This window comes from Pseudomonas sp. B7 (assembly GCF_016735645.1).
GTDB lineage: Bacteria > Pseudomonadota > Gammaproteobacteria > Pseudomonadales > Pseudomonadaceae > Aquipseudomonas > Aquipseudomonas glycinae.
This window is the reverse complement of record NZ_JAERRE010000009.1, coordinates 80199-95777: the sequence shown is the minus strand read 5'-3', so window position 1 is coordinate 95777 and position 15579 is coordinate 80199. Positions and strand designations below refer to the sequence as shown.

At 57.8% G+C, this 15579-nt stretch carries 17 protein-coding genes and 1 pseudogene; 6 read left to right on the top strand and 12 right to left on the bottom strand.

Annotated elements, in window-relative coordinates; all coding sequences use genetic code 11:
- Window positions 1-178 precede the first annotated feature (178 nt).
- From JKA62_RS20240 to JKA62_RS20230, 3 genes are all read left to right on the top strand, one after another.
- Window positions 179-784, top strand: a complete 606-nt coding sequence (locus JKA62_RS20240; RefSeq protein WP_011334702.1) for a glutathione S-transferase — start codon at window positions 179-181, stop codon at window positions 782-784.
- Window positions 785-786: 2 nt separating this feature from the next.
- A complete protein-coding gene (locus tag JKA62_RS20235; protein WP_011334703.1) occupies window positions 787-1890 on the top strand; it encodes a DNA alkylation repair protein in 1104 nt (367 codons plus the stop codon).
- 72 nt (window positions 1891-1962) lie between these two features.
- The gene (locus JKA62_RS20230) at window positions 1963-2202 is read left to right on the top strand and encodes a hypothetical protein (protein ID WP_011334704.1); all 240 of its coding nucleotides are present in this window, start codon (window positions 1963-1965) and stop codon (window positions 2200-2202) included.
- Window positions 2203-2345: 143 nt separating this feature from the next.
- On the opposite strand, the gene JKA62_RS20225 is transcribed toward JKA62_RS20230, so the two are convergent.
- The 3 genes and pseudogenes from JKA62_RS20225 to JKA62_RS20215 all read right to left on the bottom strand — a co-directional run bounded on the left by JKA62_RS20225 (window position 2346) and on the right by JKA62_RS20215 (window position 4987).
- Window positions 2346-2660, bottom strand: a complete 315-nt coding sequence (locus JKA62_RS20225; RefSeq protein WP_236676605.1) for a hypothetical protein — start codon at window positions 2658-2660, stop codon at window positions 2346-2348.
- 132 nt (window positions 2661-2792) lie between these two features.
- Window positions 2793-3446: a DUF2931 family protein gene (locus tag JKA62_RS20220; protein WP_011334706.1), complete on the bottom strand. Its 654-nt coding sequence runs from the start codon at window positions 3444-3446 to the stop codon at window positions 2793-2795.
- Window positions 3446-4987, bottom strand: a pseudogene (locus JKA62_RS20215) (phospholipase effector Tle1 domain-containing protein). The gene JKA62_RS20220 and the pseudogene JKA62_RS20215 overlap by 1 nt, the downstream one beginning before the upstream one ends.
- A 172-nt stretch (window positions 4988-5159) precedes the next feature.
- On the opposite strand from JKA62_RS20215, the gene JKA62_RS20210 reads away from it, so the two are divergent.
- Complete coding sequence (locus tag JKA62_RS20210) at window positions 5160-5516, top strand: hypothetical protein (RefSeq protein ID WP_201819146.1); 357 nt, start codon at window positions 5160-5162, stop codon at window positions 5514-5516.
- A 69-nt stretch (window positions 5517-5585) separates the two neighbouring features.
- On the opposite strand, the gene JKA62_RS20205 is transcribed toward JKA62_RS20210, so the two are convergent.
- From JKA62_RS20205 to JKA62_RS20185, 5 genes are all read right to left on the bottom strand, one after another.
- Entirely contained in the window at window positions 5586-5909 is a 324-nt protein-coding gene (locus tag JKA62_RS20205; protein WP_011334709.1) for an antibiotic biosynthesis monooxygenase family protein, read from the bottom strand.
- Window positions 5906-6901: a zinc-dependent alcohol dehydrogenase family protein gene (locus JKA62_RS20200; RefSeq protein WP_201819145.1), complete on the bottom strand. Its 996-nt coding sequence runs from the start codon at window positions 6899-6901 to the stop codon at window positions 5906-5908. Before JKA62_RS20200 ends, JKA62_RS20205 begins: the two co-directional genes overlap by 4 nt.
- 63 nt (window positions 6902-6964) lie before the next feature.
- Window positions 6965-7267: an ArsR/SmtB family transcription factor gene (locus tag JKA62_RS20195; RefSeq protein ID WP_007950555.1), complete on the bottom strand. Its 303-nt coding sequence runs from the start codon at window positions 7265-7267 to the stop codon at window positions 6965-6967.
- Between the two features lie 89 nt (window positions 7268-7356).
- Complete coding sequence (locus tag JKA62_RS20190) at window positions 7357-8241, bottom strand: universal stress protein (RefSeq protein ID WP_201819143.1); 885 nt, start codon at window positions 8239-8241, stop codon at window positions 7357-7359.
- Window positions 8238-9185: a universal stress protein gene (locus JKA62_RS20185; RefSeq protein ID WP_011334712.1), complete on the bottom strand. Its 948-nt coding sequence runs from the start codon at window positions 9183-9185 to the stop codon at window positions 8238-8240. The genes JKA62_RS20190 and JKA62_RS20185 overlap by 4 nt, the downstream gene beginning before the upstream one ends.
- Window positions 9186-9389: 204 nt before the next feature.
- Between JKA62_RS20185 and JKA62_RS20180 the strand changes: the two genes are divergently transcribed.
- The gene (locus JKA62_RS20180) at window positions 9390-9953 is read left to right on the top strand and encodes a GNAT family N-acetyltransferase (protein WP_011334713.1); all 564 of its coding nucleotides are present in this window, start codon (window positions 9390-9392) and stop codon (window positions 9951-9953) included.
- 49 nt (window positions 9954-10002) lie between these two features.
- On the opposite strand, the gene JKA62_RS20175 is transcribed toward JKA62_RS20180, so the two are convergent.
- The 3 genes from JKA62_RS20175 to JKA62_RS20165 form a co-directional block, all read right to left on the bottom strand.
- Entirely contained in the window at window positions 10003-10920 is a 918-nt protein-coding gene (locus JKA62_RS20175; protein WP_201819142.1) for a universal stress protein, read from the bottom strand.
- A gap of 88 nt (window positions 10921-11008) precedes the next feature.
- Window positions 11009-12259 carry an MgtC/SapB family protein gene (locus JKA62_RS20170; RefSeq protein WP_201819141.1) on the bottom strand — a complete coding sequence of 417 codons (1251 nt, stop codon included), beginning with the start codon at window positions 12257-12259 and terminating at the stop codon, window positions 11009-11011.
- A 189-nt stretch (window positions 12260-12448) separates the two neighbouring features.
- Window positions 12449-13369, bottom strand: coding sequence for a universal stress protein (locus JKA62_RS20165; protein WP_201819140.1), 921 nt, complete (start codon window positions 13367-13369; stop codon window positions 12449-12451).
- A gap of 323 nt (window positions 13370-13692) precedes the next feature.
- Between JKA62_RS20165 and fnr the strand changes: the two genes are divergently transcribed.
- The gene (fnr, locus tag JKA62_RS20160; RefSeq protein ID WP_011334717.1) at window positions 13693-14436 is read left to right on the top strand and encodes a fumarate/nitrate reduction transcriptional regulator Fnr; all 744 of its coding nucleotides are present in this window, start codon (window positions 13693-13695) and stop codon (window positions 14434-14436) included.
- A 25-nt stretch (window positions 14437-14461) separates the two neighbouring features.
- Here fnr and JKA62_RS20155 read toward each other — a convergent pair whose 3' ends face one another.
- Window positions 14462-15535, bottom strand: coding sequence for an NAD(P)-dependent alcohol dehydrogenase (locus JKA62_RS20155; RefSeq protein WP_011334718.1), 1074 nt, complete (start codon window positions 15533-15535; stop codon window positions 14462-14464).
- Window positions 15536-15579 lie beyond the last annotated feature (44 nt).

The window sequence follows — 15579 nt, the reverse complement described above, 5'->3', positions numbered from 1 at the left end:
GACTATAGATCCGGCACAAACCTCCGCAAGGGCCGTCCCGGCCTTTATTTTCGGGTGTTTCATCGGTGATACGCTCAGCAACGACCGTCGACCCGTTGTCACGAGGTAGTCAGCCCACAGACTTTGCCGCTACATTCGTCACCCACATCACCAGATCGTCGCCTCCAGGGAAGTGCACATGAAACTGATCGGAATGCTCGACTCACCCTATGTCCGCCGCGTGGCGATCTCCGCCAAGTGCCTGGGTATTGAACTGGAACACGACCCAGTGTCGGTGTTTCGCCACTTCGAACGCTTCCAGCAGATCAACCCGGTGGTCAAGGCGCCGACCCTGGTGCTCGATGACGGCGAAGTGCTGATCGACTCGACCCTGATCCTCGACTATCTCGAAGCCCTGTCCGGCAAAACCCTGCTCCCAACCGACCTGCCGCAACGGGTCAAAGCCCTGCGCCTGATCGGCCTCGGCCTCGCCGCCTGCGAAAAAGCCGTGCAGCTCTACTACGAACGCAACCTGCGCCCGGCCGACATTCAATATCAGCCGTGGGTCGAACGCGTCGAAGGCCAACTCGCCGCCGCCTTCACCGCCCTTGAACATGAACTCGAAAAACACCCGCTGCCCACCGACGGCCCTCTCCAGCAGGACGGCATCACTCTCGCCGTCGCCTGGAGCTTCACCGGCCTCGTCGTCCCCGACCAGATCGACGCTCAACGTTTCCCGCGCATCGCCCAATACACCGAGTACGCCGAAAGCACCCAGGCGTTCATCAACACCCCGATGACCTGACCATGAGCGCCACCGAAACCGCCGCCCCAGCTCTGAAAGAAATCTTCAACGCCGAACGCCTGCAACACATCGCCACTGAAATGAGCGCCGTGTACCCGGCGTTCAAGGCCAAGGCGTTTCTTAAACACGTCAACGAAGGCCTCGCCGACCTCTCCGTCATGCAACGCATGGCCCGCGTCAGCGAAAGCCTGCACGCTGTGCTGCCGCTGGATTACGCAGATTCCCTCGTTATCCTGCGCGAACTTGCCCCACGCCTGAACAGCGGCTTCGTCAGCATGTGCCTGCCGCACTACGTCGCGAGCTACGGCGCGCACGCGTTCGACACCTCGATGGAAGCCCTGAAGTACTTCACCACCTTCGGCTCCTCCGAATTCGCCATCCGCCACTTCCTGCGCAGCGACCTGGAACGCTCGCTGGAACTGATGCACGACTGGACCCGAAACGAAAACCACCACGTCCGAAGACTTGCCAGCGAAGGCAGCCGCCCTCGCCTGCCGTGGTCATTTCGGCTGGAACCGGTGCAAGCGGATCCGCTGTTGGCTGCCGGGATTCTTGATCGGTTGAAAGCCGATGAGAGTTTGTACGTGCGCAAGTCCGTGGCGAATCATTTGAATGACGTGACGAAAGAACATCCGGAGTGGGTGCTGGATACGATTGAGGGGTGGTCGCTGGACAACAAGCACACGGCTTGGATTGCCAAACATGCGTTGCGGAGTTTGATCAAACAGGGGAATTCTCGGGCGCTTACGGTTATAGGCGCTGGGGCGAAGGCTGAGGTTGAGTTGCTGGATGTGAAGGTGGAGCCGGCGGTTGTGCGGCTTGGGGATACGATTACCTTGTCATTTACCGTTCGATCGTTGGTGCCAGTTGAACAGCGGCTGGTGATTGATTATGCGATTGACTATGTGAAGGCGAATGGCGGGACGTCGGCCAAGGTTTTCAAGTTGAAGACGTTGGAGCTGGAGGGGTTTGGGAGTGCGGTTGTGGCGCGGCGGCAGGTGATTAAGGATTTCACTACGCGCAAGCACTATGCGGGGGTGCATGCGGTGCATGTGGTGGTTAATGGGGAGCGGTTGGGGAGTACAGCGGTTGACATCGATTTTTGACGGACTGAAAGATTCTCTCTGACGTTGCTCTCGTACGTGGACTAGCCAACAAAAAAATCCAAGGACCTGGCCATGAAGCTTAAACAAATAGTCGATTGCTTTTTTAAATATGCGATTGAACGGAGAAATCCGTACAGCAGCTTCCCCCTTACCACTGAAATCGATGAGTTTGGCGGGCCGTATGTTGAAATTTCCGACTCAGGAAAACTGGCTATCGTTGCGCGAGATCGCGGTTATGAAGTGTTGAGAAAAGAGACAACATCACCAGAGGAGCTGGCTAAATGGGTGTATGAAATGTTCAACAAGAGATAAAACTTCACACCTATGCGTCATTCCGACTAATCCAACTCGACGCTTTCAACTCTTCGCAACCGATCAAAAATTTACGACTTTACTTTCTGACTGATTTTGACCAAAAGTATCTAAACACGCTTGGCACCCCTTCACAGCCGGCTTCAGGCGGGAAGGAAGGTCAAACTGTCAAGATTGATCTCGGCGTAAGAACCTATATCCCCCTTGTAAAGCGAGACCCTGGACACGCCCAGCTCGGACTGTAAAAGCTCGACTAACGTTCTTAGCTTTTTGTTTTTAGACATCGACGTCGGACGCACTACCGCTGCCTGTCCGGGTTCGTCATCGTAAATCCTGATCAGAAACATATCCTCTTCGCTCTGTATTTCGTAGTTATAACCACGACACTCGTACCCGAGGTCGTGGTCGACGTCATCAAAGCGAGTAGCTTTTATTATCTTCAAAGTGGCATCCAGCATTTGATCACCATAGAAGGATCGTTTCAAAGAAATGCTAAAAAAATGGGGACGTGCAAAAAATCGAAAAATGGGGACGCATCTATTTATCAAAAGACCCGCTCTATTTTTTCCGACTCCCCCCGTTTCCAAGAATTACCAACTGCCATATGGAATGCCGAACTGGTCGATATAACGCTTGGATTTTTCACTGACCGGATATGCGTAACGCCCCTGGTTTTTGCCTTGGCTTGGCCCCAACGGTTCAATCTCAGCTTGCGCCCTAGCCACTTTGATCGGGTGATGACAAGAGTCTCTAACCCACACTTGCACAACTCCGCCCGGCGCCAACCCTAAATAAACGGAAGAAATATAGGTGGCCGTTTCCTCCGGAGTTTTCGCACATCGCTGATTGACCGACGTCAGCATCAGCTGCCTGGCTTCTTCCGGTATATCCACCCAAGCACGATAGGTCTGAGGCTCCACAATAGATTGCCAACGAACAAAGATTCGTTTGGGAAGATCGGCGCCTACTACTGCTTTTGCAGAGCCGCCTACGCCATGCCAACCTCGGGCTGACTCTGTGCCATCCTCTGGTTGCCCGCCCGAGGCGGATCCCCCGCCGGTGCGTAGGAACGTTCTTCCTTTGATGTCTTCCACCGAAGTATCTTCCACCCAAACCTTCATGTAGTGAGGCTCTGTGAAACCCAGCTCCCACCATGGGGATTTTGGGTCGTTTTTCGCTGAAAGCGGGTCTGCGGAACAACCGGTAGTGAGCAGTGTGCACAACAGGGTTACAAGTAGCTTCATTACCAAAGCGTCCAATCAGGTACGTGCGGGTGTTTTACTCGAATTGCATCTGACGTGGGAGCGTTGATGTAAACCGCTTTCACGCCACTTCCATCCCTTCGGCCGAGTGGGTGGTTCCAGTTGGCGGATGTATGAATGTACTTGAGTTTCAGGATTTGCTCCTCTTGCGGGGTGGTGCTGTAGTCGCCAGAGACAAAACGATCACACAAAGCTTGAAGCTCCGCAGGAATGGAAAACTCGGGAGTCTCAGGAATATCGTTGAAGCGAACTCCCTTGGCTTTCGCCTGTTGATGCATCACACGTAGACATACTCTGGAAAGCATCCCGCTCACAGGGCGTTTGAGCTGAACGGCGGCATAGACGCGCTTGATCTGTGGACTAGATCGATCCTGTGGACTATTGGGCATAAGGAGTGGCGGTGGCGTGACGATTTCCAGCATTTCAGAAGGCCAGCCATTGGCGAGCCACTGATTTTTCACGGTTAAAGCATCCTGATAAATCGAGGTGGTTACGACATCAGTGTTAAGCGACACCTCAAGTGTCTGCATCGGGCTGACGAGTACGCACTCATCCGCCTCCTCGAGGTAGCCCCCACCAATATCGGAATGAACACCGGGCAAAATGATCTCCTGATGATCTGGCGTTACACAGCTGAGGGCGAAATTTCCCCTGCACTCATCGCGTGCGACCAATTGGAGGACATCAGTGAAATAGCGTTGATCCAGATAAAGCTTGATGCCTGTTGCAACGGGGCTTTTGATGTTGTCCAGATTGGACCAGCCAGCAATGGAAGGAACGGTATCGAACAGGCCTATAAAGCCCATATTGATATCGCTTTTATATTGATCGCTGAAAGTCGAACTCAAGGAAGCTGCGTTATTTCGAAGGATTTCTCCTAAAGGACCCTGTTTGCCGCGCACGACTTCATTTGCAAAATGCCGAGCGGCTGCCGCACCACGGCTGAAGCCGAAGGTGTCGAATGTCAGGGAGACAATTTCACAGCCCGGATTTTCGTCCAGCGCCTCCTTGATCCGCTGCTTGATCAATACGAACGAAGATTGAACACGACCGGCAACTCCGGTTTCGCCACGCCCAGTACCTGCTCCCAAGGTGCTGTCTTTTTCACCTGAACGGGTGCCGATCCCTTCGACATACACCATGCGAAAAGCACGTTTTCGCGTGCCCTCACCTTCGGCTGCCTCAGGCGTGTCATACAGCTCACTCAGCTTTTTTATATTGCTGACATCATTGCCATAACTACTATCCGGATCACTCATATACGGCTAGCAACTCGCATCAATATCTTGAGCCGCAATCGGATGATGAGCACCACACAGAAGCCCGGCCGCTGCGTTATTCGCATTATTCCCCGTCCCATCGAAGAACACTCCGATCTGCAGGGCAATGCCGATTTTTTCACGTGCCGATGCCGGTTCCTTCCCGTGTTTCTCATATTCAGCCCAACGCTGGGCATGAATGTCGACAGGGTCGGTTCCTTTGTTGCGATAGTTTTTAGGCGGGTTGGGAATGTAGCCACTCAATCCTTGATTCCTTCTTCTGATCCTTGAAGAACGGGCTGAAGGGTGACAGCGGAAATCGGGGGGCGCAAGGCGTGGCCGCGTGCCAGCACCTGGCGCTCTTTCTCCCTGCCTGCAATGGTGGCGCCGAGCCACGAATGATAAGGTTCAGCCTCAAAACCAGGGACGACACCTCGTGTACAAACAATGTCTGGCAGCAGCAGTAACCTTCGCCATCAGTTTTTCCGCTCTTGCCTCTCCCGTACCGCAGGAAGAGCTCGAAGAGTGCCAACGAATAGAAAACTCGGCCAAACAGGTCATGAAAACCAGGCAGCAAGGCGTGCCTATGGCTTCGGTGTGGGAATTGGCCGAAGCGGCAGGTAAGCAGAACGAGTATGTGGGTGAAGTGTTCAAGTCGCTGATCCGCGAGGCGTACGAGATTCCTCAATACTCAAGCGAGAGCTTGCAGCAGAAAGCGATCAGCGATTTCCATTCCAATTTCTACAAGGCTTGCATCGTGACGGCGGAAAAGAGAGCAAACGCAAACGGCTGAGCTCAACGAACAAAAAAGAGAGCAGATTCAGGTAATGAATCTGCTCCCTTTTACTGAAGGACTCCTGATTCAGGGCCAGGGAGCTCCATCACCTTCGCGGGCATTAAAAGCCGCCCCCTCAATGTGATAAACCTGCGGCTCCTCCGAAAAATACCTCTCAAGTCCCAGCATAAAGACCCTGTGATCCTCCCCCGCCTCAAAATCCGTGTGAGCCTCAAGCGAGTCCCACCGCACAATCAGATTGAACCGCTCCGGCGTTTCAATCCCCTGCGCAAGCATGTGCCCGCCGTACCCGTTCGCGCGGCGGAGCAAAGGCGCAACCTCGGCAAATGCACGTCGGAACTCATCAACACGTTCTGCGTGAACAGGCAGCAAAGCGATCTCATAAATCATGATGCATCCTCCACAGAACCCGAACGAAGCGCCGGCACGACCGCAATCGCAATCTTCCCCTGAAGACCATTGTTGGGACTTTCCAGCCGCGCATGCGCCAGCGCAATCTCCGCAAGCGAATACACCGCGCCAACATGTGGCCGCAGTTGACCGCGTTCCACCAGGGCACTCAATTCATCGAGCTTGCCGCGGTTCTGGCGGGTGAAAACGAAGTGATAGCTCGCGTTCTTGCCCCACGCCTGAACGAGGTTTTGTGGCCGGGCGATGTCGACGATCGAGACCACGCGGCCAAGTTGCGCGAGTGCGTCGGGGCTGCGCGACAGGGTGTCGCCGCCGATGGTGTCGAACACTACGTCCACTCCGAGGCCATTGGTTTCCCGCAGGATGGCGTCGACGTAGTCTTCCTTTTCGTAGTCGATGATCACATCGGCGCCCATGCGGCGGACGAACTCGGCATTTGCTTCACGCGCGGTCGTGAACACTTTGGCGCCCATCGCTTTGGCGAGCTGGATGGCGACATGTCCGACGCCGCCTGCGCCGCCATGGATCAAGATGCTCTCCCCTACTCTGAGCGCTGCCCGCACGATCAAGGCTTCCCATGCTGTCCCGCCCACCAGGCTCAAGCTGGCAGCTTCGAGGTGGCTCAGTGAGGAAGGCTTTTTGCCGATGATGCTGGCGGACGCCACGTGGTACTCGGCATAGCTGCCGGGGCCGTCGAAGATTTGCGGCGTGTACCAGACTTCGTCTCCGGGGGCGAAAGCCGTCACACCCGGGCCGACCGCTTCGACTACGCCGGAGACGTCATGTCCGGTGATGGCCGGCAGTGGCACCAGGTCGGAATAGTCGCCGCGTCGGACTTGATAATCCAATGGATTGATCGAGGTGGCGTGTACCCGGACCAGCACTTGTCCCGTTTCCGGCACAGGCTTGGGCACGTCGCAGAGTGTGAACGATTCCGGGTTGCCAAATGATTCAAGCAGCATCGCTTTCATGGTGAATCCTCGTATCGACAATAAGGGATATCGAGATATCTCGATACATTGCGGTAAATTTTTTTACAGCTCTTTCCCTATGACCTCGGCCAAGGCGCTGATGTTGGCTTCATTGCGCTTGTAGTAGGTCCACTGACCGATGCGCCTGACTTCAACCAGGCCCACACGCTGCAGCGTTGCAAGATAACCGGACACCGTTGACTGCGAGAGTCCGATGCCCTCTTGAATACTGCTCACACACACGCCCACCGTGTGAACGTCGCCCTCGTCCTGCGGGGGAAAGTTCTTTACGGGGTCCTTCAAGCCTTTCAGGATTTCAAGCCGTACCGGGTTTGAGAGTGCTTTGAATACTTCGATCAGGTCCATGCGGCGAGGATATCGAGATTATTCGATATGTCAATACGCTGTTTGACCAACGGAAAGCATCTCGCCTGCCGAGAGCCCGGCAACGCTCGTCAAACCGCCAGAACGCAGCAAGGTACCTGGTAAAGAATGTGCTCGGTGGTACTGCCCAACCATTTGCTCAAGCCCCAGTAGCGAACTCTTCCCATCACGATGACATCGACATGCTGCTCGTCGGCGAACTCGCTCAGCACAGTGACTGGCCGGCCTTCAACGAAGTGGCGCTGACTGGAGGCCACACCGAACTGCCTGGCCAGTCGAAGAAACGATTTTTGCAGGTCCTCGCGCAGTGACCGAGTCAGCTCGGCCAGGGGTAATCCCCCCATGTCCGCCAGGTACGCGGCGGAAATATCGCAGGCATAGAGCAAGTGCAACTCGGCGTCGCACTGAATGGCCAAGGCACTGGCCTGCCGGATGATCTGCTCGTTCAACGAGTTGTCGGCGGACTCGATATCCGACACCTCGACCGCCGCCAGCACTTTACGAGGCAATACATAGCCGCTTCCGCCCACCAGATACACAGGTACTGGACAATCGCGCAGCAATTGCCAGTCCAGCGGCGTGTAAAACGCGCGCCTGAGGGCCGACACCTGTTCGATTTCCTTGATCAGCAGATCGGGCCCATACGCTTTGACGTGATCAAGGATGCGCTGCTCCACATCAGCGGCCCATTCCACTTCGGTGGTCACCTCGATCCGCCTGCCGCGCAGATTGACCGCCCGGGCTTCCAGCGTCCGCCGGTGTTCCTCAAGAAATGCTTCGCGTGCCTGTGACCGGTTGCCTGTTTCCAGCAGCGACAAACCGTCGAGCGAGGGAATCAGCGCCAATATGTGCAAGCGCGCGCCACTGGCCTTGGCCAGCGCCGCGGCATGGTTGATCGCAGCGGACTCGCGCAGGAGCGGATTGATGATCAGCAACAACCGTTGATACTGGCTCATAGAGACCTCTCGTCAGATCCAGGACTTTGCACTTCGGTTCGAACGACCGGCCCCACCGCCAGGATGCTGCCGGGTACCGAATACAGCGCCCGCTCGGTATTGCTACCCATCAACCGGTCAATACCTGCGCGGTGCACCGTGCCCATCACGACCACATCCGCCAGGTATTGCTCGACAAACTCGCTGATGACCGGCACTGGCAGCCCCATCACAAAATGGCGTCGCTCGGGCGGGATCCCGTAGCGATCGGCGAGGTTGATGAAAGCCTGGTGCAGGGACTGCCGCAGCTCCTCGACAAAATCCACTCCCCATCCGGCACCGATCAGCGGCGCGTCGCCATTGAAGGCCGGTGACAGGTCATAAGCGTAGAGCAGGTGCATGGGCGCGTCACATTGCGCGGCCAGCGCGTTGGCGGTCTGAATGATGGTGTCATTCAGACCGCTGATCTGGGTCTCGGGATCGAACGGATCCACGGCCGCCACGATCCGATGCGGCAGGCTGTAACGGACCTCGTTGACCAGATGCACGGGCACCGGACATTCGCGCAGCAAATGGCAATCCAGCGGCGTTATGAAAACCCGCTTCAGGAGGGGTTCGAGCGTCACATCCTTGATCAGCAAATCAGGTTTAAGGTCTGCGACAGCCCGCAGGATATCCAGCAGCGCGTGGGTGGTGAACACCACGTTCACCGTCACCTTCAGTCCCTGTTCCGAGAGTTGCTCAAGCTGATCGGCTACCCAGCGACGGTGGTGGCGCAGATAGCGCTGATACCCGACCTCATCGATTTTGTCCTCCCACAGGTGAACCACGGGTGCCGGTTCAGCGAAGACCCGAACGTCCAGCGCCGCCCCGCTCGCCTTGGCCAGCGCCACCGCGCGCAGCATGGCGGGCGTCTGATGCAGAGTCTGGTCGGCGACCAGCAGCAAACGTTGATATTGCCCCATCACACACCTCCGCAAGACAACCGCAGGCTTTGAGACTGAGCCTGCGCCAATGGCACGCAGTTGATTTACATCAACTTCGGACCATTCAACATCGCCGGTCTCTGACCCAGATCAGATTCCTGCCCATTGAGCGGCGTAGAAAGAAAGCGACTGCAGGGCGTTGTGTCCCGCACCCGTCTTTAAAACCGCAAGGAGGGTCTCCTCATGCTCACCGTCAAAGACCACAACGAACGAGCCGCCAATGCCTATGCCTCGATCGCCGGGCAACACTGGATCGAAGCACTCAGGGACGGTCGCCATGTGCTGATCCGGCCCCTTTCGGAAAAGGATCGGGAACGCGAGTATGCGTTCATCCAACGCTTGTCTCCGGAGTCGCGACACATGCGTTTTCTGGCGCAGATAAACGAACCGTCGGGCACGATGCTGGATCAATTGATGGATACCGATAATCGCCTGCGCCTGGCCTACGTGGCGCTGGTGCACGACAACGGCCAATTGATCGAGATCGGCGTAAGCCGCTATGCCGCCACGGGTGAACACGAGTGCGAATGCGCCGTTACCGTTGCCGATGAATGGACGCATCTGGGGCTGGGGACCTTGTTGATGGAACACTTGATCACGGCGGCGCGCAAGAATGGAATGCATCGGATGTATTCGGTCGATGCCGCCAGCAATGCTTCCATGCGCGATCTGGCGCGGGCGCTGGGATTCGAACGGCACAATGACCCCGACGATCCCCGCCAGGTCATTCACAGCCTGTACTTGTAGCCTCTGTCGCCGGCGAACGTCCGTACGGGCGATCGCCGGTGCTCCAACGCTAGAGCCCCCTGCCCGGCTTGATCGCCAACACACTGCACGGTGCCCGGTGCAAGAGCTGTTCGGCCGTGGTGCCCAAGAGTTTGTTCATCCCTTTGTTCTGCACCGTCCCCACCACGATCACGTCGACGTTTTGCTCTTCGACAAATCGGCAAATGGCCGGCACCGGCACACCTTCGATGAAATGACGACACTCCTTCGACACGCCATGACGCTCGGCCATCGCGGCAAACGCCTCATGCTGTGCTGTGCCCAGCGCCTCGTAGATACCGGTGGCCAGCGGCAACGCACCAAACCCGAAGTCCTGCGCATAGGCGGCGGTCCAATCGTAGACGTGCAACAACTGCAGCCGGGCATTGCACACCTCGGCCAGCTTCGATGCGGCGTCGATAATCTGGTCATTGAACACCAGATCCTGATCTTCGCTGCGAAGCACGTCGATGATCGCCAGAACATGACGGGGGCGTGGGTTCAAGGCGTTGGTCACGAGGTGTACCGGGATCGGGCAATCGCGCAGCAGTTGCCAGTCCAGCGGGGTAAAAAACACTCGTTTCAGGACCGACTCTTCGTGGGCATCCCTGATGATCATCACCAGCGGTATTTCATTGATGAATTGCAGAATCTCCGCGTAAGGGTCCTGAACCCAGACCACTTCGCTCGTGACAACGATCCCGTGTCCACGCATCCGTGTTGCCTGTTCTTCAAGCCAGTGGCGATGCTTCTCCAGGTAGGCGTCACGGGCCACGGCCACCTGTTCGGGGGCAAACAGCCCGACCACGGCCAGCGCCTGTAAATAATCGAATGCCACGATATGCAGCGGTCTTTGCAGCGCCTGCGCCAATGCCAAGGCACGATCGAATGCCGGCGTGTGGTGCATGGAGGGCGGAGCGATCAGCAGCAGGCGGGGTTCCTGTGACATGGTGCACCTCGACATTGAGCGATGGCAGGGAATGAGTCTCAGGCTGTCCCTTTTACCGACGAGCACTTTGATTTTTGTCAGTGTCCGGTCAAATCGTCGCTCGATCCACCAGCAGACCGGCCCACATGGCAGCGGTCAGCAGAATCTGACCGGGTATGACATACGCGGCGAAACGGCGTCCGCCACTGATCCAGGCCACCAGGCATTTGCTCAATGCGTTACTGCTGACCGCCAGCAGCACGGGCGGCGCAATGGCGGCGTAATCCAACAGTCCACCCTTGGCGAGGGTGGCAATCGACGCCGTGGAAGAATGAGCATCGGCGAATCCGCTGAGTACGGCAGTCAGCATCACGCCCGCCTCGCCAAAGTGATCGAGCATCAGCGAAGACAAAAACGTCACGCCGGCCATGGTCAACGTGACCGCCAGCGCGAGCTTGAGATTGAACGCCCCGCCGACCTTGATCGGTTGGTTCGCAGCGACCGCAGGCCTGGGGAACAGCAGGCCCAGGCTGAACAGCAGCGTTACGCCGAATCCGGCCAGCAACGGCCCCCACAGGTGCCGCAGCAGCGCGGTGTCGACCGCGCCGAGGATCAGCGCGACCTGCGCCGCCGTGGCCAGGTTCGACAGCAGGGCCGCCGCACTCAATACCTTGAGGTGCTCCGGGTCTTTGCGGGCGATATGGCCCATCGCCGCAATCGTCATGGTGCTGGAGGCGAAACCGGACGCGATGGCGCTGACCGCGTAGCCGTAGCGCACACCCAGCGTGCGCACGGCGATATGCCCGATGGCGCCGACGGCCATCAGCAACACGGTCAATGTACAAAGGGTGCGCAGGTTGAGTGCCGAGTAGGGACCGATGAACCGGTCAGGCGTCAGCGGCAACACCACCAATGCTGCGATCAGCAGCACCAACCCATCGCGCATCTCCGCTTCGCTCAACTGGCTGCGGGCGAAGTGATGGAGTTTCTGCCGGTAAGCCAGCAGCCCCGCCATGACCACGCCAATGGCGATTGCCAGTTCCGGCGCTGTGCCGCATAGCGCACCCAGTACCAGCACCGTGAGCAAGGCCACTTCGCTGGTCAGCCCCGGATCAGTGCTCAGGCTGCGCCAGTAAGCCACGCCGATCAGCACCGCCAGACAGCCGCCCACAATGCCCAACAGCAGTGAGCCGCCCACTTGCATCGCGACGTAACCCAGCAGCGCCGTGATCGCGAACGTGCGCAACCCGGCACAGGCACGGCTGTCGCCGCGCCCTTTGTGCCGCTCGCGCTCCAGACCGACCAGCATGCCGATACCCAGCGCCGCGGCGGCCCCCGCCAGACCCAGTGCGTCACTCATAAAGGGATCGGACCATCGGCATACGTGATCCCGGGACGCTTATTGACCGGTGCCTTTTCGGCAATCGCTGGCCACACGTGGGCCGCATCGATCCGTGACTTGAGTTGATCGATAACATCATTGAAATACCTCCTCCGGCCGCAACCACCGTTGTTTCTCATCCAGTGCAAACTCGGCAGTACCCCGCATTCACTCGCAGGGCTGCGGCGGTTTGACGATCATCAGACTGCAGGGAGCCTGGTTCAACACGCTTTCGACGGTACTGCCGATGAATCGGTGTGTACCGTCGGGATACAGCGTGCCCAGCACCACCATGTCGAAAGCGTGCTGCCGGGCAAACAGGCCGATGACCTTTTGCGGGATGCCGGTCAGCAAGTGTCTGCATGAACTCTGGATGCCATAGCGTTCAGCGAGTGCTTCGAAAGCTTCTTGCTGGGCGTCCTCGATGGCGTCTTTCAGACTGCCATCCAGGCTGCCTGTCGACACGCTGATAGCCCCGTCGTCGATGACCGCCCAGCAACCGACATTGAGCAGATGCAGCGCCGCGCCGCAACCGGCCGCCAGCGTGCAGGCAAGGTCAAGTATCCGGTCGTTCAACCCTTGCGTCAGTTCTTCCAGATGCGACAGATCGACCGCCGCAAGAATTTTCATTGGCCTGGCATGCCCGGCGCTTGTCACCAGGTGAAGGTGTGCCGGACATTCGCGCAGCAAGCGCCAGTCCAGCGGGCGATGGAAAGCCCGGTCGAGTGCAGGGACGTAATGGGTATCCTTGATGACCAGGTCCGGATGAAAGTCTTGCACGTACTCAAGCACGTGCGCCAGGTTCGATCTGGCCCAGACCACTTCAGTGGTCACGTTCAGGCCGATGCATCGTTTGAAGCGGGCCTGCTGCTCCAGCCAGTGCCGATGCACTTGCAGATACCCTTCCCGCGCCTGGGCCATTGCCTCGGGTGCAAACAGCCCGGCCGCTGCCAGCACCGGGACATAATCGAACGCGACGATATGCAACAGTGCTCCGTTTGCAAGAGCCAGCGCACAGGCGCGTTCAAAAGCCGGGGTCTGGGTCATTTCGCCAGGGGCTATCAATAGAATGCGTTTGAGTTTGAGCACCACGTGCCTCTCCCTGAAACGTTTACCTGGATGATTGAAAAGCTGATTTCCTGAAGAGCGACATGAGCGGGGATTTTTCTCTCAGCCTGATCACGATCAGGAATTCTGCTGCTCAAGTATCGGCAGGCATTCTTCTGGCTCACTGATTTTTATCAACTTGATCGCAGTGATGTGCCCCCGGTCACTCACAACTTGTTTCTGATGCGCGAGGACGTTTTGACTGCCTCGGATCCATTCGTCGTTTAACGGCGGCCGACAAGGCTTTTTCCGTGTCAATGGCGACCCGAGAACTATGATCAACAATTCATGGTGAGGGCTTTGCGGTGGCAGAAACTCGCTCGTATCGCGATCAATACCTCAAAACGGCGTGCTCCCGGTGCAGCGTGCTGGAGCTGTGTCTACCGCTCGGCTTGAACGGTGGAGAAATCGAGCGTCTGGACACGCTGATCGCCCAGCGACTGAAGGTCAAAAAAGGCGCGGCACTCTACCGTGCCGGTGATCCTTTGCGTTCCCTCTATGCCGTGCGGCTGGGGTCATTCAAGACCAGCGTGCTGTCGATCGATGGTCGCGAGCAAGTCACCGGGTTCCAGATTGCCGGTGAAATGCTCGGTCTGGATGCCATCAGTTCGGATCTGCACACCTGCGACGCGTTCGCGCTGGAGGACAGCGAAGTCTGCCCCATCCCTTTTGGCCAGCTGGAAAAACTGGCCCGCGAGCTGCCGTCACTGCAGCACAACCTGAACAGGATCCTCAGCCGGGAGATCGTTCGCGATCACGACATGCTGATGATCCTGGGCAACATGAGCTCGGATGAACGCCTGGCAGCGTTTCTGTTGAACCTGTCGCAACGCTTGAGCGCTCGTGGCTATTCGTCGCGCAGCTTTGTGTTGAAGATGCGTCGTGAGGAAATCGGCTCCTACCTGGGCCTGCGCCTCGAAACCATCTGTCGCGGCATCGCCCACCTGCGCGACCAAAAACTGGTGGAGATTACCGGCCGCGACGTCACCATTCAGAACATGGACGGCCTCAAGCAGTTGATCGTCGGCTGCCATCGTCACCCGCAGTGAGCGTGCCGACGGGCCGGACGCGCCTTCACGGGGTAATCGCCACCTTCATCACACCGTCACGCTGGTGTGCAAACAAATCGTAGGCTGCTTCAATGTCATCCAGTTTGAACCGGTGGGTCACCAACGGTGAAAGGTCAACCATGCCGCTCTGCACGACCGCCATCAAACGCCGCATACGCTCTTTCCCGCCGGGGCACAGGGTGGTGACGATGCTGTAATCGCCCAACCCGGCCGCAAAGGCGTCGAGCGGAATGCGCAGGTCGCTCGAATACACGCCCAGGCTCGACAAGCGGCCGCCCGGACGCAGCACGCGCAACGCCGATTCAAAGGTGCCTTGCGTGCCCAGTGCCTCGATCGCGACATCGACACCGCGCCCATCGGTGAGGGCCATGATCTGCTCGACCACGTCGCCCTCGCGAAAATTGACGACATGGGTGGCGCCCAATCGACGTGCTACCGTCATGCGCTCGGCCACCGCATCGACACCGATGATCGTGCTGGCGCCTTTGAGCCGGGCACCGGCGACTGCACACAGACCAATGGGGCCGAGGGCGAATACAGCGACGCTGTCGCCGATGCTCACCTCGCCCCGTTCGGCACCGGAGAAACCGGTGGACATGATGTCCGGACACATGAGTACCTGCTCATCACTGAGGCCATCAGGAATCGGACAAAGATTGGCCAAGGCATCGGGCACCAGTACGTATTCGGCCTGGCAGCCATCGATGGTGTTGCCGAACTTCCACCCGCCGATGGCCCGGAAACCATGGCGAGTGTCCGGCCCGTCCTGGGAACCACAGCCACACAGGCACGCATAACTTTGCCCACTGGGAGTGATGGCGCCGGCAATCACGCGCTGCCCCTCTACAAACCCGCGCACCTGCGACCCCAGACGTTCGATGATCCCCACCGGTTCGTGACCGACCGTCAAACCCTTCGCCACCGGGTATTCGCCGCGCAGGATGTGCACATCCGTACCGCAAATTGTCGTGGTGGTTATCCGGATCAAAGCGTCCAGCGGGCCGACTTCCGGGATCGGTTTGTCATCCAGCACGATGCGATTTTTTTCGACAAAAATGGCAGCTTTCATGGTGGCCATGAGCATTCTCCTGAAGGATTCGACTCGTAGTCAGCCTGCGCCGC